Below are 25092 nucleotides of genomic sequence, written 5' to 3' on the forward strand. Positions count from 1 at the left end.
CTCTCCCGGCACCGTCACCTACATTCCTGCGCACTGTACGAGGTGATCAGCTAGGGGACGGAGCCGCCTCATGTCACAAGCCCCACCAGTGAGCAGAGGGCCGGTGGTGACGCCGGTGCGCGTCGTCATCGGCGTCTGTCTCTTCGCGCCGTTCGTCGCCATGATCTGGGTCGGTTCGTACGCGAAGACGGACCCGGCCTTCATCGGCATCCCGTTCTTCTACTGGTACCAGATGGCGTGGGTGCTGATCTCCACCGCGCTGACGATGGTCGCCTACAAGCTGTGGCAGCGTGACCAGCGCGCCCGCCGGGAAGGCGGGGCCAAGTGAACGACGGCGTGAACGGCGTCGCGCTCGCCGTCTTCATCTTCTTCTTCCTGCTCGTCACCGCCATGGGCTTCCTGGCCGCCCGCTGGCGCAAGGCCGCGAACGACCAGAGCCTCGACGAGTGGGGCCTCGGCGGCCGCTCGTTCGGCACCTGGGTCACCTGGTTCCTGCTGGGCGGCGACCTGTACACGGCGTACACCTTCGTCGCCGTACCGGCGGCGATCTACGCGGCGGGCGCGGCCGGCTTCTTCGCGGTGCCGTACACGATCCTGGTCTACCCGCTGATCTTCACCTTCCTGCCGCGGCTGTGGTCGGTCTCCCACAAGCACGGCTACGTGACGACCTCGGACTTCGTGCGCGGCCGGTTCGGCTCGAAGGGCCTGTCGCTGGCGGTCGCCGTCACCGGCATCCTGGCGACGATGCCGTACATCGCGCTCCAACTGGTCGGCATCCAGGCCGTGCTGGACGTGATGGGCGTCGGCGGCGGCGAGGACACCAACTGGTTCATCAAGGACCTGCCCCTGCTGATCGCCTTCGGTGTGCTGGCGGCGTACACCTACTCGTCGGGGCTGCGCGCGCCCGCGCTGATCGCCTTCGTGAAGGACACGCTGATCTACATCGTGATCGCGGTGGCCATCATCTACATCCCGATCAAACTGGGCGGCTTCGACGACATCTTCGCGGCCGCGGGCGACAAGTTCACCGAGTCGGGCAACGGCGGACTGGTGCCGGACCACGGCGGCCAGTGGACGTACGCCACCCTGGCCCTCGGCTCGGCGCTCGCGCTCTTCATGTACCCGCACTCGATCACCGCGACGCTGTCCTCGCGCAGCCGTGAGGTGATCCGGCGCAACACCACGATCCTGCCGCTGTACTCGCTGATGCTGGGCCTGCTGGCGCTGCTGGGCTTCATGGCGATCGCGGCGGGCGTGAAGGTGGAGAACGGGCAGCTGGCGATCCCGCAGCTGTTCGAGACCATGTTCCCGGACTGGTTCGCGGGCGTCGCCTTCGCGGCCATCGGCATCGGCGCGCTGGTCCCGGCGGCGATCATGTCGATCGCGGCGGCGAACCTCTTCACCCGCAACATCTACAAGGACTTCATCAAGCCGGACGCCACCCCGGCCCAGGAGACCAAGGTCTCCAAGCTGGTGTCGCTGCTGGTGAAGGTGGGCGCGCTGGTCTTCGTCCTGGGCATGGACAAGACGGTCGCGATCAACTTCCAGCTGCTCGGCGGCATCTGGATCCTGCAGACCTTCCCGGCCCTGGTCGGCGGCCTGTTCACCCGCTGGTTCCACCGCTGGGCGCTGCTCGGCGGCTGGGCGGTCGGCATGGTGTACGGCACGGTCGCCGCGTACGGGGTGGCCTCACCGACGCAGAAGCACTTCGGCGGCTCCTCCGACGAGATCCCCGGCATCGGCGAGATCGGCTACATCGGTCTCACCGCCTTCGTGCTGAACGTCCTGGTCACCGTGGTCCTGACCTTCGTCCTGCGGGCGGCCAAGGCCCCCGACGGCGTCGACGAGACCAAGCCCGGCGACTACACGGCGGACGCGGGCGACCCGGGTGTCGAGGTGGAGCTGCCGCCGGCCACGGCGGGCACCTCGCACTGACCCCTGACACACGGCGGGCCGTCGGAGGATCCGGCGGCCCGTTGTCGTGCCCGCGGACATCGGGACACAACATCTGGGGGTGGTCGCCGGGCCCGGCACAAGATGTATGCTCGTGCTCGCTGTCGCCGCAGGGGAATCCGGTGCGAATCCGGAACTGTCCCGCAACGGTGTACTTGTGCGTGTTCGCGTCTTCACGTGTCTACGCACGGGCTTGAGTCCGAGGACCTGCCGACAGTGCGCCCGGCCGTCCCGGTCCGGGTGCCATGACGTCCGGGCCTCGTGGAGTGGGCCGGTGGACGCGACGCCGCGTGCGCTCGTGAGCTGCCCCCTGCCCTCCGCCAGGTCCCGTGCCGAGCGAGGGAGTGCCCCACGTGACCATCGCGCCAGCCGACCCGGCTTCAGCGGCCCCGTTGTCGACCACCGCTTCAGCGACCCCGGTGGCCGAGGAGTCCGACGGGCCCGGTGCCGCCCTGCTGCGGACCCTGACCGGGCTGACCGCCGACCTCCCCGACGCCGACCCCGGCCGGGTCGCCGCCGCCGCGCTGCGCGGCCGGTCCGCCCGCGCGGACGAGGCCGAGCTGCGCGAACTCGCCACCGAGGCGGCGGCCGGCCTGATCTCCGAGGACCCGGTCTACTCCCGGCTGGCCGCCCGGCTGCTGACCCTCGCCATCCGCGCCGAGGCCGCCTCCCAGGGCGTCACCTCCTTCACCGGGTCGGTCGCCGCCGGCCACCGCGAGGGCCTGATCGCCGACCGCACCGCCGCGTTCGTCCGGCTGCACGCGGACCGCCTCGACGCGCTGACCGACCCGGCCGCCGACGACCGCTTCGGCTACTTCGGCCTGCGCACGGTGTACAGCCGCTACCTGCTGCGCCACCCGATCACCCGCAAGGTCGTCGAGACCCCCCAGTACTTCATGCTGCGCGTGGCCGCCGGTCTCGCCGAGGACGACAGCACCAGGTCCGCCGACGAGGTCGCCGCCCTGTACGGGCTGATGAGCCGCCTCGACTACCTGCCCTCCTCCCCCACCCTCTTCAACTCCGGCACCCGGCACGCCCAGATGTCGTCCTGCTACCTCCTGGACTCCCCGAAGGACGAGCTGGACTCCATCTACGACCGCTACCACCAGGTCGCCAACCTCTCCAAGCACGCCGGCGGCATCGGCATCGCCTACTCCCGCGTCCGCGCCCGGGGTTCGCTGATCCGCGGCACCAACGGGCACTCCAACGGCATCGTCCCGTTCCTGAAGACGCTCGACGCCTCGGTCGCCGCCGTGAACCAGGGCGGCCGGCGCAAGGGCGCGGCGGCGGTCTACCTGGAGACCTGGCACGCGGACGTCGAGGAGTTCCTGGAGCTGCGCGACAACACCGGCGAGGACGCCCGCCGCACGCACAACCTGAACCTGGCGCACTGGATCCCGGACGAGTTCATGCGCCGGGTGGACGCCGACGGGCCGTGGTCGCTGTTCTCCCCCTCCGACGTGCCCGAGCTGGTCGACCTGTGGGGCGAGGAGTTCGACGCGGCGTACCGCGCGGCGGAGGCGGCGGGGCTGGCCCGCAGGACGCTGCCCGCCCGTGAGCTGTACGGCCGTATGATGCGCACCCTCGCGCAGACCGGCAACGGCTGGATGACCTTCAAGGACACCGCCAACCGCACCGCCAACCAGACCGCGGAACCCGGCCACGTCGTCCACTCCTCCAACCTCTGCACGGAGATCCTGGAGGTCACGGACGACGGCGAGACGGCGGTCTGCAACCTGGGCTCGGTCAACCTCGGCGCGTTCGTGGACCACGCGGCCGGCGACATGGACTGGGAGCGGCTGGACGCCACCGTCCGCACCGCCGTCACCTTCCTGGACCGGGTCGTCGACATCAACTTCTACCCGACCGGGCAGGCGGGCCGCTCCAACGCCCGCTGGCGGCCGGTGGGCCTGGGCGCGATGGGCCTCCAGGACGTCTTCTTCCGGCTCCGCCTGCCCTTCGACTCACCCGAGGCCAAGGCCCTCTCCACCCGTATCGCCGAGCGGATCATGCTCGCCGCGTACGAGACCTCCGCCGACCTCGCCGAGCGCAACGGCCCGCTGCCGGCCTGGGACAAGACCCGTACCGCCCGGGGTGTGCTGCACCCCGACCACTACGGCGTCGAGCACACCTGGCCGGAGCGCTGGGCCGCCCTGCGCGAGCGCGTCGCCACCACCGGCCTGCGCAACTCCCTGCTCCTCGCGATCGCCCCGACGGCGACCATCGCCTCCATCGCGGGCGTGTACGAGTGCATCGAGCCGCAGGTGTCGAACCTGTTCAAGCGCGAGACCCTGTCCGGCGAGTTCCTCCAGGTCAACTCGTACCTGGTGGACGACCTCAAGCGGCTCGGCGTGTGGGACGCCCGCACCCGCGAGGCGCTGCGCGAGGCGGGCGGCTCGGTGCAGGGCTTCTCCTGGATCCCCGAGGACGTCCGCGCGCTGTACCGCACCGCCTGGGAGATCCCGCAGCGCGGCCTGATCGACATGGCCGCCGCCCGCACCCCCTACCTCGACCAGGCCCAGTCGCTGAACCTGTTCCTGGAGACGCCGACCATCGGGAAGCTCTCCTCGATGTACGCGTACGCCTGGAAGCAGGGCCTGAAGACCACGTACTACCTGCGTTCGCGCCCGGCGACCCGCATCGCCCGCGCCGCGCGCGCCGCCACCGTCCCGCAGCCGGCCCCCGAAGAGGCCGTCGCCTGCTCCCTGGAAAACCCCGAGTCCTGCGAGGCCTGCCAGTGATGAACGAGAACACCAAGAACCTGCTCGACCCGGGCTTCGAGCTGACCCTGCGCCCCATGCGCTACCCGGACTTCTACGAGCGCTACCGGGACGCCATCAAGAACACCTGGCACGTCGAGGAGGTCGACCTCCACTCGGACGTCGCCGACCTCGCGAAGCTCAGCCCCGAGGAGCAGCACCTGATCGGGCGGCTGGTGGCCTTCTTCGCCACCGGCGACTCGATCGTGGCGAACAACCTGGTGCTCACCCTCTACAAGCACATCAACTCCCCCGAGGCGCGGCTGTACCTGTCCCGGCAGCTCTTCGAGGAGGCCGTGCACGTCCAGTTCTACCTGACGCTGCTGGACACCTACCTTCCCGACCCGGAGGACCGCGCCGCCGCCTTCGCGGCCGTGGAGAACATCCCCTCGATCCGCGAGAAGGCCGAGTTCTGCTTCACGTGGATGGACTCGGTCGAGTCGATGGACCGCCTGGAGAGCAAGGCCGACCGGCGCCGTTTCCTGCTCAACCTCATCTGCTTCGCCGCGTGCATCGAGGGCCTGTTCTTCTACGGCGCCTTCGCCTACGTCTACTGGTTCCGCAGCCGGGGCCTGCTGCACGGCCTGGCCACCGGCACCAACTGGGTGTTCCGCGACGAGACGATGCACATGTCCTTCGCCTTCGACGTGGTCGACACCGTGCGCAAGGAGGAGCCGGAGCTGTTCGACGACGCGCTCGGGCAGGAGGTCACCGACATGCTGCGGGAGGCCGTCGAGGCCGAGCTGCAGTTCGCGCGCGACCTGTGCGGTGACGGCCTCCCGGGGATGAACACCGACTCGATGCGGCAGTACCTTCAGTGCGTGGCCGATCAGCGCCTGACGCGGCTCGGCTTCGCCCCGGTGTACGGCTCCGAGAACCCCTTCTCCTTCATGGAGCTGCAGGGGGTTCAGGAGCTGACCAACTTCTTCGAGCGGCGTCCTTCGGCGTACCAGGTGGCGGTGGAGGGCACCGTCGACCTGTCCGAGGACTTCTGAGTCTCCTTCCCTGTTCCCTCGCCCTCCCGGGCCGCCTGGGCCTCCCTGATCCGACGGTCGACGCGCCTGTCGCGCACGATGCCGATCACCGAGGGGAGGACCATGAGGACCAGGAGTCCGAAGGTCACGAGCATGCCGATCAGGGCTTCCATCTGGTTTCCGGTCATGACACCACTGTCGCGCCGGATACTCCTTACCGGGAGTGGCAGGACTGCCGCAGGGCCTCGATTTCCTGCCACTTCCGAGGCACACTGGCGGCATGCTGAAGAACGTGGCGGCCGTCCTGCTGGACGGCGTGCAGCCCTTCGAACTCGGCGTGCTCTGCGAGGTCTTCGGCACCGACCGGAGCGACGAGGGCCTGCCGGTGTACGACTTCGCGGTGGTGTCGGCCCAGGGCCCGGAGCTGAGCACGCACGTCGCCGGGCTCTCCGTCGCCACCCCGTACGGGCTGGAGCGGCTGGAGGAGGCCGACCTGATCGCCGTACCGGCCGGGAGCGGCTACGCGCGCCGGGAGTACCCGCCCGAGCTGCTGGACGCCCTGCGGCAGGCGGTGGACCGGGGCGCGCGGGTGCTGAGCGTGTGCTCCGGGGTGTTCGTGCTCGGCGCCGCCGGGCTGCTGGACGGGCGGCGGTGCACGGTCCACTGGCACCACGCGGACGAGCTGGCCCGGCAGTACCCGACGGTGGCCGTCTCGCCGGACGTGCTCTACGTGGACGACGACCCGGTGATCACCAGCGCCGGCACCGCCGCGGGCATCGACGCCTGCCTGCACCTCGTGCGCAAGGAGCAGGGACCGGAGGTCGCCAACAAGATCGCCCGGCGCATGGTCGTACCGCCGCACCGGGACGGCGGTCAGGCGCAGTACATCGAACGCCCGCTGCCGCGCTCCTCCTGCGACACCGTCGGCGAGGTGCTGGCCTGGATGGAGCAGCACCTCGACGAGGAGGTCACCGTCGACCAGCTCGCGGCCCGGGCGCACATGTCCCCGCGCACCTTCGCCCGCCGCTTCCAGCAGGAGACGGGCACGACTCCCTACCGCTGGATCCTGCGCCAGCGCGTGCTGCTGGCCCAGCGGCTGCTGGAGGCGACGGACGAGACGATGGACGCGATCGCCTGGCGCACCGGCTTCGGTACGGCGGCGGCCCTCAGGCACCAGTTCGTCAGGGCCCTGGGCACCACCCCGCACGCCTACCGGCGCACCTTCCGGGGCCCGGAGGCGGTCACCGTCGCCTGACGGTCACCGCGCCACGGGCCTGACCAGCAGGTCGTGCGGACGCAGCGTGATGCCCACGCGGACCGCGTCGTTCGAGCCCGCCACCTGTTCGAAGCGGTACTTCGTGGCGAGGGCCGCCGTGATCAGCGTCAGCTGCGCCATGGAGAAGTGATCGCTGGGACACTTCCGGTTGCCCACGCTGAACGGCTTCATGGCGAATTTCGGCACCGCCGCCGCCCTCTCCGGAAGCCAACGGTCCGGGTCGAACTCCAGGTTGTCGGCGTACGACTTCGCATCGCGCTGGATTGCGTACGGACTGTAGATGATGTCCGAACCGGCCGGAATGCGATAGCCACCGAGTTCGGTCTCGGTCACCGCGCGCCGCGTCAATACCCATACGGCGGGACGCAAACGCATGGCCTCCACGATGACATTGCCGGTGTGCCTAAGCTTGCGGACGTCCTCGAATGCCACGGGACGCCCACCGGTGACCTCTCGCACTTCGTCGCGTATGCGGTCGGCATGTTCCGGGTGGTCGGCAAGTGCCTGCAGCAACCACATGATCGTGGAAGCGATGGTTTCGCTGCCGGGGGTGAGTATCGCCACGACCTGGTCGTGGATCTCCTGTTCTCCGATCGGGTCGCCATTGTCGTCCTTGGCCTCCAGCAATGCCGTCAGCAAATCGTCCGGCTTTAAACCGGACGCGCGGCGCTCGGCGATGATCTCGTCGACCAGGAGGTGGAGATCGGCCAGCGCGTCGTTGAATTCGCGATTGGCCGGGAGGGGCAGCCGGTACAGCGGTCCCAGCGGGACCACCATCCGCCGGTACATGCCCCGGAAGACGGTGGCGAGCGCGACGCACAGCCGCTCGGCGCGCTCGTCCATGTACTGGCCGCGCAGCAGGCAGCGGGCCGCGACGCGCACGGCGACGCGGAAGGACTCGGAGGTGGCGTCGACGGTCCGCCCCGGCTGCCAGCGCTCGGCGAGGGCGTGCGCCTCCTCCTCCATGATCGGCCCGTAGGCGGGTATGGCGTCGAGCCGGAACGCCGGCTGGATGGTGCGCCGCTGACGGCGGTGGAGCGGACCGTTGGCGGTCGCCACGCCCTCCTTGCCGAGCAGGCCCTCCAGCGACTCCCACAGCGGGCCGGCTATGTGGTAGTCGGGGCTCAGGGCCAGGGCGCCGGTGAGTTCCGGGGCGGTGACCGCGTAGACGGTCTTCGGGCCGAGCTTGATGCGCACGATGTCGCCGTGGTCGCGCAGCTGGGACATGAAGGCCAGCGGGTCGCGGGCCAGTTTCCAGCCGTGGCCGAGCAGCGGGACACCGCCACCCGCGACGGGCGGCTCGCGCAGTCCCGTGGCCGGTTCCGCACGGGTTTCGGGATGGACGGACTCGACGGTCATTTCTCACCTGCCGCTTCGTTGTTGACGTACGGGGGCGTGGACCGGTCGTCCCAGCTGTCGACCATGTAACGGCCGGACTCGTGGTGGAACCAGTAGACGGAACTGAACCAGTTCCGCATATTGCCGACGTTGGCCCGTACGGCGCCGCTCAGTTCCTTTCCGCGTACGGTTCCGTCGGCGAGTGCGTCGGCGAACCGTAATGCGTCCTGCTCCGCGTCGAGGAAATCGGTGATGCATTCCTCGACCCGTCGCCGGACTTCTCCGATCGCTTCTTCCAGGGTCAGTCCGTGATGGGTGATGAGACTGATTCCGAGATTGTGCACCTCGTCGCCCGCTATTTCCTTGGGCAGTGAGCAGAGGTCGTTGTACCAGGCGGCGAATTCCTGACTGAGCAGCGCCGCCCGGCGATAGGCCGGGTGCTTGCGGACGCTGTCCGGGAGTTCGCAGCCCGCGCTCGGCTCCAGCAGGTCGGTCCAGATCCAGTGGGCGAAGGTGAGCCGGCGCAGTTCGAGGTACTCCTCGACACCGGGCACGACCGAGCGGGTGCGGTTGTGGAATTCCCGGTCGTACGCGTCGATCACCGCGTGGAAGTGGCGGGCGAACCGGGCGTTCCACGTCGCCGGCGGGGGCAGAAAGGCGTACAGCCGCCGCACGCTGTCGGCGAACCCGGCCACCAGCGTGTCCTCGTGGTGCAGATGGTCCCCGGGTGAGTCGAGTGCCGTGTGGAGTTGGTCCCGCAGTCGCCGCCAGGCGCCCGGACGGCCGTGGACGATGTCCCGGTCGTGCCGGTCGTCCCAGACGAAGAACCACGCGCTGTAGTCCGCTATCGCCTGCATGACCTCGTCGGGAGCGCCGAGGTAGTACCCCGCCATGAGGTCCGTGTAGCACAGGCCGTCGGCATATTCCGCGACCTTGTCCGCCGGCATGAGCCGTTTCTCCAGCAGCCACGTCCGGGTGTTCTCCTGGAGCCGGGGCCAATACGGGTGCAGTTGCCGGGGAAATGCCGCCTCGATGACCGGGAGGCGGAGCGATGGCGGTACTGCGATCGCGGTCGGTGCCGCTGTGGTGCCGTGTGAGAAAGCATGCACGAACAAACCCCTCTCAGCCGCCGGTGGCGCACGCCCCTCTCGCCGAGCGGGGCGTGCGCCGTTGCGTATCCCCGCGCTTCCTATTCAGCACCACAACTGACCGTTCTGGGAACGGATTTGCTCCATTCACTACCCCAACGTGCCGGAATTCTCCTGGTGTGTGGCAGGTTTCTGATCTCCGGGCGAGCGGGGAGGATCGAACGCGTGACGGACGGACGAACGGCGCCCACCCGGGCCGGAACCCGGACGGACGCCGTGCGTCGAGGACGTGTGAGGCGGGTGGGAGACCTCAGTCGTTGGCCACCACGGGGTAGCGCGGCTCGTTCTCGGCCATCTGCCGCAGCGCGTCCTTGCGTTCGCGCTTGGAGAGCCGGTCGATGTACAGGTACCCGTACAGGTGGTCCGTCTCGTGCTGGAGGCACCGGGCGAAGTAGCCCGTGCCGCGCACCTTGACCGGGTTGCCCTTCTCGTCCTGCCCGGTCACCTCGGCGTAATCCGGACGGGCGAGCGGCGCGTAGGCGGTCGGCACGGACAGGCAGCCCTCGTTGCTGTCGTCCAGGCTGCGCCGGTCGGCGGGCAGCTCGACGAGGACCGGGTTGCAGACCACGCCCACGTGGCGGACGCCCTCGTCGTCGGGGCAGTCGTAGACGAAGACCTTCTTGGCGACGCCGATCTGGTTGGCGGCCAGGCCCACGCCCTCGGCGGTGCGCTGGCTGGCGAACATGTCCGCGACCAGCTGCTGGAACTCCTCGCCGAAGTCGGTGACGTCCTCGCACTCCTTGTGCAGCACCGGGTTGCCGACCACCGTGATGGGACGCGAGGTGCCGCGCTCGCGCCAGGCCGTCTCGCGCTCCTCGCAGTCCTCGGTGTCGACGACGAATCCCTCGTCGTCCACGGGGAGCACGCCCGCGTGCTGCTGATCGGTGTCCTGCTGGGCCATGACCGACGTACGCCTTCCTCGAACAACTAAGGGTGATGCCGGGGGCGACTGCTGCTGCAGAGCCCCGCTCAAGACTACGGGGCCGCTCAGCAGACCTCTTCCAGATCCCGCCAGTCACGGGAATCCGGGCTGTCCGCGACCCACCCGTCCAGCAACCCCTTCACCAGAGCGGCCGGCGCGGCCACCCCGCACTCCCGCTCCGGCACCCACAGCTGGCCGTCGGTGCGGTGGCCGAGCGGCCCCGGGTGTCCCGGTTCGCTGTGGTCGTGCGGGTCGAGGTGCTCGCCCTCGCCCTCGTCGGACGGCATCCGCGACTCCGAGCACATCCGGCACAGCAGCCGGACCGACGAGGACCAGTCCTCGGCGGCGAACCCGGCGTCCGCGGCGAGCTGCTCCAGGGCGTCCCGGTCGGACTCGGTGGCGGCCTCCAGGAGGACCACCCAGGTCGGCACGGGCGACGGCGCCCACAGCTCGATCTCGTCGAAGACGGGGTAGGCGTGGCCGGCGGTGGTGGTGCGCTCGCCGTGGGGCACGCCGTCGTGCAGGACGACCTCGCCCCAGCGCCGCCCGGACGACGGCAGCGGGATCGACAGCACCTCGATGCGGGCGGGGTCCAGCCGCCGCCCCCACACGACCTCGGCCTCCCCCTCCGGGGACAGCCGTACGGCCGCGCTGCCGAGGTCCATGCCGAGCGGCTCGCCGGCGTCCGTCGCGTCCCCGGGGGTGCGCAGCCCGTATGCCTGCCAGGCCCGGCGGGCCAGCGGCCAGTCCTGCAGGGCGGTCGCGGCGATGCCGACGTTCCACCAGTCGGGGGCACCGACGTCCCGGTCGAGCAGGGCCACGGCCCGCAGGCCGGCCGCTCTCGCCTGCTCCCAGTCGTGCCGGAACTTGTGCAGCAGGGCGAGGTTGAACCACGACTCCGACAGCCACGGCTCCAGATCGGCGGCGCGCGTCAGCAGCGCGCCCGCGTCCTCGTAGCGACCGTCGCCGATCAGCGTGAACGCGCGGTCGGTGGCCTGCCGCCAGGAGGCGGAGGGCCGGTGCCGTCCCTTGCCGAAGATCCTCACGATTCCCGCCTGCCAGTTCCGTTCAGTGGGCTGGCTGTGCCCTTCCGCGCCCCCGGACACCTTCTCCTGGGCATCAAACCACGTACCGCTCGAAGGGCGCTCATTACCCATGGGTTACCCAGCCGCGGGCGAGGTAAGGCCACCTCGGGAAAGCACCCGGGCCAGCGCTTCCACGACGTCCGGAGCGTAGTCGTCCGCGGTGGCCAGACGCAGCTCCTCCAGCGCGGTGAGGGCACCGCCCGGCCCGGCGTCCCGCGACTTCTCCTCGTAGGCGTTCACGGTGCGCACGATCCGCGCGGTGACCGGCTGCTCCCGGCAGGGATCCGCCTGCCGCTCCACCACCACCGCGACCGCCGCGTCGACCCCGGTCTGGCGGACCACCGCTCCGCCGAGCAGCGCGATCCGCCGCTGCTCCGCGGCGGGCAGTGCGGCGGTGGCCCCGGCCGGCACCGGGTCGACGAGGCTGAGCTGGCCGATGTCGTGCATGAGGGCCGCGTACTCCAGCACGGTCAGCTCGGCCCCGGACAGCCCGAGGTCCCGTCCGACGGCGCCGCTCAGCTCGGCGACCCGGCGGGCGTGCCCGGCCGGGGTGTACCCGGCGATCTCGGTGGCCCGGGCGAGCGAGGCGATGGTCTGCCGGTAGGTGGCCCGGACGGCGGCGTACCGGCGGTAGGAGAGCTGGGTGAGCAGCAGCGGCACACAGAAAACGGGGAGCGCCCACAGTCCCGCTACGGCCACCGCGAGCGCCATCACCGCCCCGGTCGCGCACACCGCGGACGTGATGCCGACCATGCCGCGCAGTTCCTCGCGCAGCAGCGGGCCGAAGGGCCAGCCGGTACGCGCGTGGGCGGGTGCCGCGGTGAGCACGGCGTCGCACAGGGCGGTCAGGGCGAGCAGCGCGACCAGCGTCAGCGCGTGGGCGGGTCCGCTCCAGTCACGGAAGACACCCTGGCCGGACAGCGGCTGGAAGCACACGGCGGCGAAGGCGACGGTGAGCACGCGCCGCGCCAGGTGGTCCAGCAGGGGTCCTCTGCCGCGCGCGACGTAGGGGATGCCGCCCAGCAGCGAGGCGGCGAGCACGACGGTGACGGTCTGGGCGACGCCGTGCCGCGCGGGCTGTCCGGCGACATTGCCGAGCAGGGCGTACGCCAGCGCCCCCGCGGCCCCGAGCGGCGCCGACTCCCTGGACTCGGCCCCGGCCCGCCGGGTGAGTTCCCCTAGGGCGACGAGCGCCCCGAAGGCCAGCGCGACGGGCCGCTGCACCGGCCCCGACCACAGCACCGAGGCGAGGCAGCCGAGCGCGAGGAGCCCGGCGCAGGCGTGGACGAGGCCCGGAAGCAAGGGGGACGGGGTCCGCGACGCCGTCACGGCGGACCCCCTCCTCCGCGGTGAGGCACCGCGGCCGCACGACCACCGAGGCCCGTCCGCCCCGGCCCCACCCCACCACGGCCCACACCGTCCGGTCCCACGCCGCTCCGGCCCGCACCGCTCTGGCCCACACCGCCGGGACCCGCGCCGTCCAGGCCCACACCACCCAGGCCCGCACCATCCGGACCCACGCCGCTCTGGCCCACACCGCCCGGACCCACACCACCCAGGCCCACGCCGCCCTGGCCCACACCGCCCGGACCCACACCACCCAGGCCCACGCCGCCCGGACCCACACCACCCAGGCCCACACCGCTCTGGCCCACACCGCCCGGACCCACACCGCTCTGGCCCACACCGCCCGGACCCACACCACCCAGGCCCACGCCGCCCTGGCCCACACCACCCAGGCCCACGCCGCCCTGGCCCACACCACCCAGGCCCACACCACCCGGACCCACGCCTTCCGGGCCCGCGCCGCCCCGGCCCACACCGCCGGGCCCCGCACCGCCCGGGCCACCCCCGCCCGCCGTGACGCGCTCCCGGGCCCAGGTGCGCACAACCGGCGGGCGGCCGGCTCCGTGCCTCGTCACCGTGCCCCCTCGCCCACGCTGTCCCGCGCCCCCTCACCACGCCCGGCCGCACCCGCGCGGTCCTCGGCGGGCGGGGGCGGTGCTCCGTCGGAGGTCACCGCCGGGCGCCAGCCGTGGCGCCCGAGGGCCCGGACCAGGGCCCCGACCATGCGCGGGTCGAACTGCGCCCCGGCGCACCGCCGCAGCTCCTCCAGCGCCGCGTCGACGGGACGGGCCCGGCGGTAGGAGCGCGTGGACGTCATCGCGTCGAAGGCGTCGGCGACGGCCACCACCCGGGCCGATTCCGGGATCCGGTCGCCGGCCAGTCCGTAGGGGTAGCCGCTGCCGTCCAGCCGTTCGTGGTGGTGCAGGACGGCGGCCCGGGCCTCACCGAGGAAGCGGATGCCGCGCACCATCTCGTGGCCGTACTCGGGGTGCAGTTCGATCACCCGGCGCTCCTCGGGCGTCAGCGGCCCGTCCTTGCGCAGCAGCCGGGTGGGAACCCCGAGCTTGCCCACGTCGTGCAGGATCCCGGCGAAGCGGAGCGTCTCGACGCGCTCGTCGTCCATGCCCAGCTCGCGGGCGATCATCATCGACGCCCGGCCGACGCGCTCGCTGTGGCCACGGGTGTAGCCGTCCTTGATGTCGACGGCCTGCACCAGGGCGCGGATGGTCGCCTGGTGCGCGGCCCGCTCCCGGTGGTACTGGGCGAACGCCCACCACGCCACGCACATCGGCAGCAGCACGAGCAGCGCGGCGACGGGACCGTAGCGGCTGCGCCACAGGACGGCCATCATCAGCCCGGCCAGCCCGTGCACCGCGATCGGCGCGAGGGAGCGCGGGAACAGCCCGCGCCACGCCCGCCGTAGCGGCACGCGGTCGGCGAGCACGAGGATGCCGCCGTCCAGCAGCGTCAGGACCAGGCAGAACGCCAGTACCGCCGCCCCGGCGGGCACGAGCGCGTACGGGAAGTCGGGCGCGAGGACCGCGTCCGGGCCGCCGCACTCCCCGTGCACCCGCGCGGCGGCCCACACGGCGAGCGTGAGCTGCGCGGCCCGCCACACGCGCCGCAGGACGACGGGCCGCTGCGCCACCGGGGACAGCAGGGCCCCGGGCAGCGCCACGAGCGCGGCGGCGGGCGGCGGCAGCAGGAACGCCCCGGCGAGCAGCACGGGGTAGCAGGTCCCGATGAGGCGGGACCGGGCGACCAGTTCCGACCCGGCGTACAGCACGGCGAGTATCAGCACCGCCCACCAGGGCGTGCGCGCCGCGGGCAGCGGGTGCAGACAGACCAGGGCGGCGAGGACGACACCGGCGACGTACCCACGCGCCTGCGCCGGTACCGCGTCCATGAGCCCCTCCCCCGGCCATGCCTGTCAGGGCTCCGGAGCCTAGGGCGGCGGCAGGGGGGCGCGGGCGGACTACCCGCGGATTAGCACGTACGGGTGACGCTCAGGACTCCTGGGCGGCGGGCGGCGCGGCCGTGACGTCGTGCTCGGGCACCGACTGCCCGGAGCGGATCAGGTCGATCCGGCCCATGACCTTGCTCCGCAGGTCACCCGGCACGTCGTCCTGTCCGCAGCACCGCTTGACCAGCTTCTTCACGGCCTGCTCCAGCCCGTACTTCTCCAGGCAGGGCGAGCACTCCTCGAAGTGGTGCTCGAACTTCACGCAGTCCGAGTCCGGCATCTCTTTGTCGAGGAACTCGTAGAGATGATCGAGGATTTCGCTGCAATCCGTCTCGTGCGGCTCTCCGCAGCTCATGACCCCGAGCCTTTCGCTTCGTTCGACTCTCCGGCGCCGGCCGGGACCAGACCGCGGTCGCGGGCGTAGTCCTCCAGCATGCCGCGCAGCTGACGACGTCCACGGTGCAGCCGGGACATCACCGTACCGATGGGTGTCCCCATGATGTCGGCGATCTCCTTGTAGGCAAAGCCCTCCACGTCCGCCAGATACACGGCGATGCGGAACTCCTCGGGGATGGCCTGGAGCGCCTGCTTCACGTCCGAGTCGGGCAGGTGGTCGAGCGCCTGCGACTCCGCGGAGCGCAGACCCGTCGACATGTGCGACTCGGCGCGCGCGAGCTGCCAGTCCTCGATCTCCTCGGCCGCGCTGCGCTGGGGTTCGCGCTGCTTCTTGCGGTACGAGTTGATGAAGGTGTTCGTGAGGATGCGGTACAGCCACGCCTTGAGGTTGGTGCCCTCGCGGAACTGGTGGAAGGACGCGTACGCCTTGGCGTAGGTCTCCTGCACCAGGTCCTCGGCATCGGCCGGATTACGCGTCATGCGCAGCGCCGCCGAGTACATCTGGTCGAGGAACTCGAGCGCGTCCCGCTCGAAGCGCGCGCTGCGCTCCGCGGTCGACTCCGCGCCCGTGCCCCGGCCCTCGGGCTGCTCCGCCTGGCCGTGTTCGGTCCCTGCGTCGGTCCCAGTGACCGGACCCACCTCCTCCAGTGATGTCGCGAGACCGAGAGCGGTCCCACTCGAATCGGAGGATAGACGACGATCCGGTCCGCCCGCCGCCCGAATGGGGGCGGTCTTCGCCGCATGCAGCACCGTCCAGTCCAGGTCGGACCGGCTGCTGCGACTCGGGCAGAAGGCTGAACCCATGCGGCGGACTTCCTTTCCTACGGCGTCGGTGCTGATGCTCAGCAACGTATGTCCGCCACAACAGTGGGCGTCCGCCGGTCATTCCCGGGCGTTCACCCGAGTGAGCCGACCCACTTCGCGACACCTTCGGTGATCAGCTCCAGGGCCCGCTCCTGCGTGATCTCCGCCCGTTTGGGCACCGCGAAACCGTGGTCGCCGTGCGGGATCTCGATCAGGTCGTACGGCCGGCCGGTCGCCTCGGGGAACTCCGCCGGCCTGCCGAACGGGTCGTTGCCGCCCTGCACGACGAGGGTCGGCACACCGGCGCCGAGCAGCTCGTCGGCGCGGGACTTCTCCGGCTTGCCCGGCGGGTGCAGCGGGAAGCTCAGGGCGAGGACCGCGTGGGCGCCCAGCCCGGTGGCGGTGCGGCAGGCGACGCGGGCGCCGGCGCTCCGGCCGCCGGAGATCACCGGCAGCCCCGGCGCGGCGAGCGCGGGCCAGACGCCCCGCCAGCCGGTGTCCAGGGTCTTCGGTGCCGGCGCCAGTTTCCGGCCGGCCACCCGCCAGGGCTGCTCGACGAGGGCGACGGTCACCCCGTGCGCGGGCAGCGCGGCCGCCAGCGCCCGCAGGTCGCGCGCCTCGATGCCGCCGCCGGCGCCGTGGCTCGCGGCCAGGACGAGCCGGGGCTTGTCCGCCCGGTGCCAGGTGACGCGGGCCGGGCCCGCGTCCGTCTCGACGACCTCAGTCACATCCGTTGTCGCATCCCTCACGTCAGAAGAGTGTGCCCTCTTCCGGGCCGTCCAGCTCCTTCAGCAGCTCCGGCCCGTTGTTGCGGACGTTGCTGACGGCCGTGGGGACGGGGAAGGCCCGCATCAGCCCGGCGGGCGGCGGCGTGAGCAGGGAGGTCAGCTCGTCGGGGTCGGTGCGGGCCGGGTCGAGCCAGTCGTCCCAGCGGTCCGGCGTCAGCATGAGCGGCATCCGCGGGTGGATGTCGGCCAGGGCGTGCGGTCCGTCGGCCGGCGCGACGGCGAGCGGCGTGCGCTCCGCCTCCGTGGTGATCACCGAGCACGTCACCCACCAGGCTCCCGGGTGGTCGTCGGGCAGCGTCCGGTCCCGCCAGAACTCGTACAGCCCGGCCATGGCGAACACCGACCCGTCGGCCGGGGTCACGAAGTACGGCTGCTTGCGGGGCCGCTTCTTCTTCCCCTCGACCTCCAGGTCGCGCTCCCGCGTGCCGGTGACCCACTCGTAGTAGCCGTCGGCGGGCAGGATGCAGCGCCGGGTGGCGAAGGCGCGGCGGAAGGACGGCTTCTCGTGGACGGTCTCCGCGCGGGCGTTGATCATCCGGGCGCCGCCCTCGGGCGTCTTGGCCCAGGAGGGGACCAGGCCCCACTTCAGCTTCCGCAGCTGGCGAACCGGCTTCGGGTCCTCGACGTCTTTCAGGGGACGGTCCAGGACGGCGTACACCTCCTTGGTCGGGGCCACGTTGTAGTCGGGCTCCAGGGTCTCCTTGGGCTCCCACTTCTCGATCTCGAAGATTCCCGCGAGATCCTCGGGTCGACGACTCGCCGCATACCGTCCGCACATACGTGCCACACTGCCAGGCCCGCCCGTCTCCCGGCCACCACCCCTCGACGAGGCGCTTCGCGCCGCACCCGACAACCGCGTACACGAGGAGCCCTCACCGCACATGGACCACCTCGCAACGGCCTCGCTCACCTCCCTCTGGGACGAGGTCTCCGGCACCCAGCCCGATCCCGACCTGTGGGTGGTGATAGCGACCCTGGTCGCCGCGCTCGCCGTCGTCGTGCCGCACGGGCTGTGGCGGCTGGCGCGCAACGCGATCACCATCGCCCACGAGGGCGGTCACGGGCTCGTGGCGCTGCTCACCGGGCGCACGCTGACCGGCATCACCCTGCACTCGGACACCAGCGGCCTGACCGTCAGCCGGGGCAAGCCGCACGGGCTCGGCATGATCCTCACCGCGGTGGCCGGCTACACCGCTCCCCCGCTGCTCGGCCTCGGCGGCGCGGCGCTGCTGGCCACGGGGCGCATCACCCTGCTGCTGTGGCTGGCGACCGCGCTCCTCGTCGCGCTGCTGGTCATGGTCCGCAACGCCTACGGGGTGCTGACCGTGGTGCTGACCGGCTCCACCTTCGTCCTGGTCTCCTGGCTGGCGGGCCCGCAGGTGCAGGCGGCGTTCGCCTACGCGGCGGTGTGGTTCCTGCTGCTGGGCGGGGTGCGGCCGGCCTTCGAGCTGCAGGCCAAGCGGGCGCGGGGCGGCGCCGGCGACTCGGACGCGGACCAGCTGGCCCGCCTGACCCACGCGCCGGCGGGCGTGTGGTTCTTCCTGTTCCACGCGGTGTCGCTGTGCTCGCTGGCCGGCGGCGGTCGCTGGCTGCTGGAGCTGTGATCCGGGGGCGTCCGCGCCCTCCGGCTCCCGCATATATGCGGGGCACGTGCACTGTCGCGATTTCGGTCAGGTTTCGCCGCTTTTGATCAAGATCTCCGATCGTCCTCAGCCATTAAAGTGGGGGCCATGACCGTGAAACCCGCGCACACCGCCCTCTGGCCCGCCCCGCACGCGAGCGGGGCCGTCGACGCGACCGTCCACGTGCCGGGATCCAAGTCGGTCACCAACCGCGCCCTGGTGCTGGCCGCGCTCGCCTCCGAGCCCGGCTGGCTGCGCCGCCCGCTGCGCTCCCGCGACACCCTGCTGATGGCCGGCGCCCTGCGCGCGATGGGCGTCGAGATCGAGGAGGGCGTCGGCCCGGAGGGCACCGGCGAGTTCTGGCGGGTCATCCCGGCGGGCCTGCGCGGCCCGGCCACGGTCGACGTCGGCAACGCGGGCACGGTCATGCGCTTCCTGCCGCCGGTGGCCACGCTCGCCGACGGCGCCATCCGCTTCGACGGCGACCCGCGTTCGTACGAGCGCCCCCTGCACGGCGTGATCGACGCGCTGCGCGCCCTGGGCGCCCGCATCGACGACGACGCGCGCGGCGCGCTGCCGATGACCGTATACGGGGGCGGCGCCCTGGAGGGCGGCCCGGTCGAGATCGACGCGTCGTCGTCCTCGCAGTTCGTCAGCGCCCTGCTGCTGTCCGGGCCCCGCTTCAACCAGGGCGTCGAGGTCCGCCACACCGGCTCCGCGCTGCCGTCCATGCCGCACATCCGGATGACGGTCGACATGCTGCGCTCGGTCGGCGCCCAGGTCGACACCCCGGAGTCCGGCGGCGAGCCCGACGTCTGGCGGGTCACGCCGGGCGCGCTGCTCGGCCGGGACCTCACGGTCGAGCCGGACCTGTCCAACGCCCAGCCGTTCCTGGCGGCGGCGCTGGTGACCGGCGGCAAGGTGGTGATCCCCGACTGGCCGTCCCGGACCACCCAGCCCGGTGACCGGCTCCGCGAGATCTTCACCGAAATGGGCGGTTCCTGCGAACTGACGGAGTTCGGGCTGGTCTTCACCGGCTCGGGTGCCGTGCACGGCATCGACGTCGACCTCGGCGAGGTCGGCGAGCTGACCCCGGGCATCGCTGCGGTCGCCGCCCTCGCGGACTCCCCGTCGACCCTGCGCGGGGTGGCGCATCTGCGCCTGCACGAGACGGACCGCCTGGCCGCGCTCACCAAGGAGATCAACGAACTCGGCGGCGACGTCACCGAGACCGCCGACGGCCTGCACATCCGCCCGCGCCGGCTGCACGGCGGGGTCTTCCACACCTACGAGGACCACCGCATGGCCACCGCCGGCGCGATCATCGGCCTCGCGGTCGAGGGCGTGGAGATCGAGAACGTGGCGACGACGGCGAAGACCCTGCCCGATTTCCCCGACCTGTGGACCGGGATGCTCGGGGCGTAGGGACGGATCGCCATGCGCCGCTACGGCAAGCACACCGACGAGGACGACATCCGCTCCCGCCCCAACCGCAAGGGCAACCGGCCGCGCACCCACACCCGGCCCAAGCACGACGACGCCGCCGAGGGCCTGGTCCTGACCGTGGACCGGGGCCGCCTGACCTGCCTGGTCGAGGACCGGGTCGTCATGGCGATGAAGGCCCGCGAACTGGGCCGCAAGGCCGCGATCGTCGGCGACCGGGTGGCGCTGGTCGGCGACCTGTCGGGCAAGAAGGACACGCTCGCGCGGATCGTCCGCATCGGGGAGCGCACCTCGGTCCTGCGCCGCACGGCGGACGACGACGACCCGTACGAGCGCGTGGTCGTCGCCAACGCCGACCAGCTCGCCATCGTCACCGCCCTCGCCGACCCCGAGCCGCGTCCCCGCCTGATCGACCGCTGCCTGGTCGCGGCCTTCGACGGCGGCCTCACCCCGCTGCTGGTCATGACCAAGTCGGACCTCGCCCCGCCCGACGAACTCCTGGAGCTGTACGGCGCGTTGGACATCCCGTACGTCGTCACCAGCCGCGAGGGGCTGGAGAACGGCGCCGCGGCCGACCTCGTTCGCGAGCACCTGGACGGCAAGATCACGGCCTTCGTCGGCCACTCCGGCGTCGGCAAGACGACCCTCGTCAACACGCTGGTGCCCGAGGACCGCCGGCGCGTGACGGGTCACGTCAACGCCGTGACGGGCCGCGGCCGGCACACGACGACCTCGGCCCTCGCCCTCCCCCTGTCCTCCGAGGCGGGCGGCTGGGTCGTGGACACCCCGGGCGTGCGGTCGTTCGGGCTCGCGCACATCGACCCGTCCCGGGTGATCAACGCCTTCCCCGACCTGGTGCCCGGCACGGAGGGCTGCCCCCGCGCGTGCGGCCACGACGAGCCCGACTGCGCGCTGGACGCGTGGGTCGCCGACGGGCACGCCGACCCGGCCCGGCTGTACTCGCTGCGCCGCCTGCTGTCGACGCGGGAGCGGAAGGAAGGCGACTGACCTCCGCGTTGTTTGCCGTGCCGTGCGACCGGTAAGTGCATAATCGCACCAAGCCGGAACCAAGCCTGAGCAAACCCGGACGCAGCGGTCACGGTTCGTCGGGACTACGGGAGGACATGACATGGCGTGGCTGCTGGTCATAGTGGCCGGAGTGCTCGAGACCGGCTTCGCCGTCTGTCTGAAGCTGTCGCACGGCTTCACCCGGCTCTGGCCCACCATCGCCTTCTGCGTGTTCGCGCTGGGCAGTTTCGGCCTGCTGACCCTGGCCCTGAAGAAGCTGGACGTCGGCCCCGCGTACGCGGTGTGGACCGGCATCGGCGCGGCCGGCACCGCCATCTACGGCATGGTCTTCCTCGGCGACCTGGTCTCGACGCTGAAGATCGTCTCGATCAGTTTCGTCATCATCGGTGTGATCGGGCTCCAGTTGTCGGGCTCGGCCCACTGAACCCGTCCGCCGCTACCCCGCCGACCGGCCCGGCAGAGCGGTGCGGACGAGGTCCGCGACCCCGCCCTCGACGGGCGGCGCGGTGACGCAGGACAGGGCGAGCCGTACGGCCACCTCGCAGGAGCGGGCCAGTTCGGTGGCGTGCGCCGCCGGGAAGGCGCCTGCGCCGTGCAGGGCGGTGACGGCGCGGTCGCGGACGAGGGCGACGAGGTCGCCGGGCGAGGGAAGCGGGCCGTCGGCCCGGCGCTGGGCCGGCACGGCGGAGGTGGACGGCACCCCCGTCAGGGCCGGGGCGGGCAACCGTTCGCCCCAGCAGCCGGTGAGCATGGCCCGCACCAGCGCGTTGCGGCGGGCGGCGGACGCGGTCCACTCGGCGGTGGCGGCGAGCCGCTCGCGGGGGTCGTCCGGGTCGCCGGACAGCGCCCGCTCCACGCCGGCCAGATATCCGTCCGCCTCCCTGCGGACGAGCGCCCGGGCGAGGCCGTCCTTGCTGCCGAACTCGTTGTAGAGCGTCTGCCGGGACACCCCAGCCGCCGCCGCCACGTCCACCATCCGCACGGCCGACCACGGCCGGTGCGTCAACGCCGCGGAGGCGGCTTCGAGCAGGGACTCCCGGGCTGCAGGCACCCTCGCCTCCCTCGGGCCGAGCGACTTGCTGCCCAGATTTGACGGGTATGCGGACACTGTCAAGAGCCCCGACACAGCCCCGAACCCAACCCCTTGCCGCCTCAGCTGCGGGCAGTCGTGCCGCTGGGGCGGCACGGGTGGGCGCAGCGGCACCCCGCCACGCCGGGCCGCGACACTCACCCCCGGCCCACCCCACCCCGGGCACCCCACCGACACCGGGCACCGTCCGTTACCCACCACCCACACCGGCACCACCCACCGCCCCACCACCCCGCCAAATCCCTGGTGGCCCCGCCCCACCCCCGACAGATACCGTGACCACATGCCCGACTACCTCGACGACCTCCGCCTCGCCCACGTCCTCGCGGACGCCGCCGACGCCGCGACGATGGACCGCTTCAAGGCCCTCGACCTCAAGGTCGAGACCAAGCCGGACATGACCCCGGTGAGCGAAGCGGACAAGGCCGCCGAGGAACTGATCCGCGGCCACCTCGCCCGCGCCCGCCCCCGCGACGCCGTCCTCGGCGAGGAGTACGGCGTGGAGGGCACCGGCCCCCGCCGCTGGGTGATCGACCCGATCGACGGCACCAAGAACTACGTACGCGGCGTCCCCGTCTGGGCCACCCTCATCGCCCTGATGGAGGCCGGCGAGGGCGGCTACCGCCCCGTCGTCGGCCTCGTCTCCGCCCCCGCCCTGGGCCGCCGCTGGTGGGCGGTGCAGGACCACGGCGCCTTCACCGGACGCAGCCTGACCTCGGCCTCCCGGCTCCAGGTCTCCCAGGTCTCCGCGCTCTCCGACGCCTCCTTCGCGTACTCCTCGCTTCAGGGCTGGGAGGAGCAGGGCCGCCTCGACGGCTTCCTCGACCTGACCCGCGAGGTCTGGCGCACGCGCGCGTACGGCGACTTCTGGCCGTACATGATGGTGGCCGAGGGCTCGGTGGACATCTGCGCCGAACCCGAGCTGTCCCTCTGGGACATGGCCGCGAACGCGATCATCGTCACCGAGGCCGGCGGCACCTTCACCGGTCTCGACGGCCGGCCCGGCCCGCACAGCGGCAACGCTGCGGCGTCCAACGGCCGACTCCACGACGAACTGCTCGGCTTCCTCAACCAGCGGTACTGAACGCCCTCTTGTTGACCCGCCCTTTGCCTGCCACTCTGAGAGCCCCCACTTGTGCAATTGTGAATCCATGAACCAACTCATGGATCACCGGCAGGAGGTGGCTCCACCCATGCTCGTCCGCGAAGTCATGAGCAAGGTCGTCCTCACCATCGGCCCCGATCACACCCTCCGCCAGGCCGCCGCACTGATGTCCGCGCGCCGCGTCGGCGCGGCCGTGGTGCACGACCCCGACGCCGGCGGCATCGGCATCCTGACCGAACGCGACGTCCTCGTCTCGGTGGGCCTGGGCCAGGACCCGGACGTCGAGCGTGCCCACGCCCACACCACCACCGACGTCGTGTTCGCCGCGCCGTCCTGGACCGTGGAGGAGGCGGCCGGGGCGATGGCGCACGGCGGCTTCCGCCACCTGATCGTCCTCGACCGCGGCGAGCCCGCCGGCATCGTCTCGGTCCGCGACATCATCCGCTGCTGGGCACCGGCCCGTCAGGGGGCGCAGCAGGTACCGGCCTGACCCCCGCCCGGGAAACAGGGAACGCGGAACGCGAAACGGGCCGGACCCCCGTCCCCGGGGATCCGGCCCGCCGCCACGACAAGCGGTCCAGTGCTGGATGTGTCAGCCGCGCAGGGCCTGGACCGCGGCCTCCAGCCGCTTGCCGAAGTCACCGTCGGCCTGACGGAAGTTGTTGATCGCGCGGTCGATGATGTCCTCGCGCGAGACCTTGGAGATGGCGCCGGCCAGGTTGTCGATCAGCCGCTCCTTCTCCGCGTCCGTCATCAGCCGGTAGAGGTTGCCCGCCTGGACGAAGTCGTTGTCCTCGGCGTGCACCGGGGCCACGGTCTCACCGGTGACACCGGAGACCGCGACCGGCTGCCACAGCGCCCGGTCCGTCTGGAACGGGCCGCCGAAGCTGTTCGGCTCGTAGTTCTTCGCACCCTTGTGGCGGCCGTCGTACAGGAAGCCGTCACGGGAGTTGGTGCGCGCCTCGGTGGCGTGCGGACGGTTCACCGGCAGGTGGTCGGCGTTGATGCCGACGCGGTAGCGGTGCGCGTCGCCGTAGGCGAACAGGCGGCCCTGGAGCATCTTGTCCGGGGACGGGCCGATGCCGGGCACGAAGTGCGCCGGGGAGAAGATCGACTGCTCGACCTCGGCGAAGACGTTCTCCGGGTTGCGGTTGAGCTCCAGCTTGCCGAACCAGACGATCGGGTAGTCCGCGTGCGGCCACACCTTGGTCAGGTCGAACGGGTTGAAGCGGTAGGTCGCGGCCTCGGCCACCGGCATGATCTGCACGCCGACGGTCCAGGACGGGAACTCGCCCCGCTCGATGGCCTGACGCAGGTCGCGCTGGTGGGAGTCGGGGTCCTCACCGGCGAGCTTGTCGGCCTCGGCCTGGGTGAGGCACTTGATGCCCTGGTCCGTCTTGAAGTGGTACTTGACCCAGAAGGCCTCGCCCGCCTCGTTGTTCCACTGGTAGGTATGCGAACCGAAGCCGTCCATGTGGCGGTACGACGCCGGGATGCCGCGGTCACCGAACAGCCAGGTCACCTGGTGCGTCGACTCGGGCGACAGGCTCCAGAAGTCCCAGACGTTGTCCATCTCCGTCGAGCCCGTGTACGGGTCGCGCTTCTGGGTGTGGATGAAGTCGGGGAACTTGATGGCGTCCTTGATGAAGAACACCGGGGTGTTGTTGCCGACGAGGTCGTAGTTGCCCTCCTCGGTGTAGAACTTCAGCGCGAAACCACGCGGGTCGCGCACCGCGTCCGCCGCACCCAGGTTGCCGGCCACGGTCGAGAAGCGGAGGAAGGTCTCCGTCTCCTTGCCGACCTCGGAGAGGAACTTGGCGCGCGTGTACTTGGTGACATCGGCGGTGACCGTGAAGGTGCCGTAGGCGCCGGCGCCACGGGCGTGCACGACGCGCTCCGGGATGCGCTCACGGTTGAAGTGGGCCAGCTTCTCCAGAAGGAGCTGGTCCTGGACGAGCACGGGGCCGCCGACGCCCGCGGTCTCGCTGTTCTGATTGTCGGCTACCGGAGCACCGGCCTCCGTCGTAAGCGGTCCCTGAGTCACGTACGC

23 protein-coding genes and 1 riboswitch are annotated in these 25092 nt (G+C 71.6%); of the genes, 11 read left to right on the forward strand and 12 right to left on the reverse strand.

The genetic code is table 11. The features are described from left to right. Positions 1–70 precede the first annotated feature (70 nt). The 5 genes from ACFIF2_RS16240 (at position 71) to ACFIF2_RS16260 (ending at position 6941) form a co-directional block, all read left to right on the forward strand. Positions 71–328: a DUF3311 domain-containing protein gene (locus ACFIF2_RS16240; protein WP_395573344.1), complete on the forward strand. Its 258-nt coding sequence runs from the start codon at positions 71–73 to the stop codon at positions 326–328. Further along, positions 325–1935: a monocarboxylate uptake permease MctP gene (gene mctP / locus ACFIF2_RS16245; RefSeq protein ID WP_395573345.1), complete on the forward strand. Its 1611-nt coding sequence runs from the start codon at positions 325–327 to the stop codon at positions 1933–1935. The genes ACFIF2_RS16240 and mctP overlap by 4 nt, the downstream gene beginning before the upstream one ends. 89 nt (positions 1936–2024) lie before the next feature. Next, positions 2025–2183: riboswitch (cobalamin riboswitch) on the forward strand. A gap of 123 nt (positions 2184–2306) precedes the next feature. Continuing rightward, positions 2307–4694, forward strand: a complete 2388-nt coding sequence (locus ACFIF2_RS16250) for a ribonucleoside-diphosphate reductase subunit alpha (RefSeq protein WP_395573346.1) — start codon at positions 2307–2309, stop codon at positions 4692–4694. Next, complete coding sequence (locus tag ACFIF2_RS16255) at positions 4694–5707, forward strand: ribonucleotide-diphosphate reductase subunit beta (protein ID WP_395573347.1); 1014 nt, start codon at positions 4694–4696, stop codon at positions 5705–5707. Before ACFIF2_RS16250 ends, ACFIF2_RS16255 begins: the two co-directional genes overlap by 1 nt. Positions 5708–5966: 259 nt before the next feature. After that, positions 5967–6941: a GlxA family transcriptional regulator gene (locus ACFIF2_RS16260; protein WP_395573348.1), complete on the forward strand. Its 975-nt coding sequence runs from the start codon at positions 5967–5969 to the stop codon at positions 6939–6941. A 3-nt stretch (positions 6942–6944) separates the two neighbouring features. Here the strand turns inward: ACFIF2_RS16260 and ACFIF2_RS16265 are convergent, their stop codons facing one another. The 10 genes from ACFIF2_RS16265 to ACFIF2_RS16310 form a co-directional block, all read right to left on the reverse strand. Beyond that, positions 6945–8321, reverse strand: a complete 1377-nt coding sequence (locus ACFIF2_RS16265; protein ID WP_395573349.1) for a cytochrome P450 — start codon at positions 8319–8321, stop codon at positions 6945–6947. Next, a complete protein-coding gene (gene cyc1, locus ACFIF2_RS16270) occupies positions 8318–9409 on the reverse strand; it encodes an epi-isozizaene synthase (protein ID WP_395573350.1) in 1092 nt (363 codons plus the stop codon). The genes ACFIF2_RS16265 and cyc1 overlap by 4 nt, the downstream gene beginning before the upstream one ends. 289 nt (positions 9410–9698) lie before the next feature. After that, on the reverse strand, positions 9699–10349 hold the full coding sequence (gene def, locus ACFIF2_RS16275; protein WP_395573351.1) for a peptide deformylase: 651 nt from the start codon (positions 10347–10349) through the stop codon (positions 9699–9701). Positions 10350–10435: 86 nt separating this feature from the next. Next, complete coding sequence (locus ACFIF2_RS16280; protein ID WP_395573352.1) at positions 10436–11416, reverse strand: tetratricopeptide repeat protein; 981 nt, start codon at positions 11414–11416, stop codon at positions 10436–10438. 114 nt (positions 11417–11530) lie between these two features. Beyond that, positions 11531–12784 (reverse strand): HD-GYP domain-containing protein, encoded by a 1254-nt coding sequence (locus ACFIF2_RS16285; protein ID WP_395573353.1) that lies wholly within the window; start codon positions 12782–12784, stop codon positions 11531–11533. A 589-nt stretch (positions 12785–13373) separates the two neighbouring features. Next, on the reverse strand, positions 13374–14708 hold the full coding sequence (locus ACFIF2_RS16290) for an HD-GYP domain-containing protein (RefSeq protein WP_395573354.1): 1335 nt from the start codon (positions 14706–14708) through the stop codon (positions 13374–13376). Positions 14709–14808: 100 nt separating this feature from the next. Beyond that, the gene (gene rsrA, locus ACFIF2_RS16295) at positions 14809–15120 is read right to left on the reverse strand and encodes a mycothiol system anti-sigma-R factor (RefSeq protein ID WP_310871305.1); all 312 of its coding nucleotides are present in this window, start codon (positions 15118–15120) and stop codon (positions 14809–14811) included. Then, positions 15117–15800 carry an RNA polymerase sigma factor SigR gene (gene sigR, locus ACFIF2_RS16300; RefSeq protein ID WP_003973756.1) on the reverse strand — a complete coding sequence of 228 codons (684 nt, stop codon included), beginning with the start codon at positions 15798–15800 and terminating at the stop codon, positions 15117–15119. The genes rsrA and sigR overlap by 4 nt, the downstream gene beginning before the upstream one ends. A gap of 257 nt (positions 15801–16057) precedes the next feature. Beyond that, positions 16058–16693 (reverse strand): alpha/beta family hydrolase, encoded by a 636-nt coding sequence (locus ACFIF2_RS16305; RefSeq protein WP_395573355.1) that lies wholly within the window; start codon positions 16691–16693, stop codon positions 16058–16060. A gap of 22 nt (positions 16694–16715) precedes the next feature. Beyond that, positions 16716–17531: an SOS response-associated peptidase gene (locus tag ACFIF2_RS16310; RefSeq protein ID WP_395573356.1), complete on the reverse strand. Its 816-nt coding sequence runs from the start codon at positions 17529–17531 to the stop codon at positions 16716–16718. 103 nt (positions 17532–17634) lie between these two features. Between ACFIF2_RS16310 and ACFIF2_RS16315 the strand changes: the two genes are divergently transcribed. The 4 genes from ACFIF2_RS16315 (at position 17635) to ACFIF2_RS16330 (ending at position 21271) form a co-directional block, all read left to right on the forward strand. Then, positions 17635–18357: a M50 family metallopeptidase gene (locus ACFIF2_RS16315; protein ID WP_395573357.1), complete on the forward strand. Its 723-nt coding sequence runs from the start codon at positions 17635–17637 to the stop codon at positions 18355–18357. Positions 18358–18483: 126 nt separating this feature from the next. Then, positions 18484–19800 carry a 3-phosphoshikimate 1-carboxyvinyltransferase gene (gene aroA, locus ACFIF2_RS16320; RefSeq protein WP_395573358.1) on the forward strand — a complete coding sequence of 439 codons (1317 nt, stop codon included), beginning with the start codon at positions 18484–18486 and terminating at the stop codon, positions 19798–19800. Between the two features lie 12 nt (positions 19801–19812). Then, entirely contained in the window at positions 19813–20826 is a 1014-nt protein-coding gene (gene rsgA, locus ACFIF2_RS16325) for a ribosome small subunit-dependent GTPase A (protein ID WP_395573359.1), read from the forward strand. 121 nt (positions 20827–20947) lie between these two features. Beyond that, the gene (locus ACFIF2_RS16330; RefSeq protein ID WP_121749126.1) at positions 20948–21271 is read left to right on the forward strand and encodes a multidrug efflux SMR transporter; all 324 of its coding nucleotides are present in this window, start codon (positions 20948–20950) and stop codon (positions 21269–21271) included. Positions 21272–21283: 12 nt separating this feature from the next. On the opposite strand, the gene ACFIF2_RS16335 is transcribed toward ACFIF2_RS16330, so the two are convergent. Beyond that, the gene (locus ACFIF2_RS16335; RefSeq protein WP_395573360.1) at positions 21284–21898 is read right to left on the reverse strand and encodes a TetR/AcrR family transcriptional regulator; all 615 of its coding nucleotides are present in this window, start codon (positions 21896–21898) and stop codon (positions 21284–21286) included. Positions 21899–22220: 322 nt separating this feature from the next. On the opposite strand from ACFIF2_RS16335, the gene hisN reads away from it, so the two are divergent. Both hisN and ACFIF2_RS16345 read left to right on the forward strand, forming a co-directional pair. After that, the gene (gene hisN / locus ACFIF2_RS16340; RefSeq protein WP_395573361.1) at positions 22221–23021 is read left to right on the forward strand and encodes a histidinol-phosphatase; all 801 of its coding nucleotides are present in this window, start codon (positions 22221–22223) and stop codon (positions 23019–23021) included. A 109-nt stretch (positions 23022–23130) separates the two neighbouring features. Next, on the forward strand, positions 23131–23532 hold the full coding sequence (locus ACFIF2_RS16345; protein ID WP_395573362.1) for a cyclic nucleotide-binding/CBS domain-containing protein: 402 nt from the start codon (positions 23131–23133) through the stop codon (positions 23530–23532). Between the two features lie 102 nt (positions 23533–23634). Here the strand turns inward: ACFIF2_RS16345 and ACFIF2_RS16350 are convergent, their stop codons facing one another. Beyond that, positions 23635–25086, reverse strand: a complete 1452-nt coding sequence (locus tag ACFIF2_RS16350; RefSeq protein WP_395573363.1) for a catalase — start codon at positions 25084–25086, stop codon at positions 23635–23637. Positions 25087–25092 lie beyond the last annotated feature (6 nt).

Origin of the sequence: Streptomyces sp. BK79 (genome assembly GCF_044142145.1) — a bacterium.
In the GTDB taxonomy this organism is placed as follows: domain Bacteria; phylum Actinomycetota; class Actinomycetes; order Streptomycetales; family Streptomycetaceae; genus Streptomyces.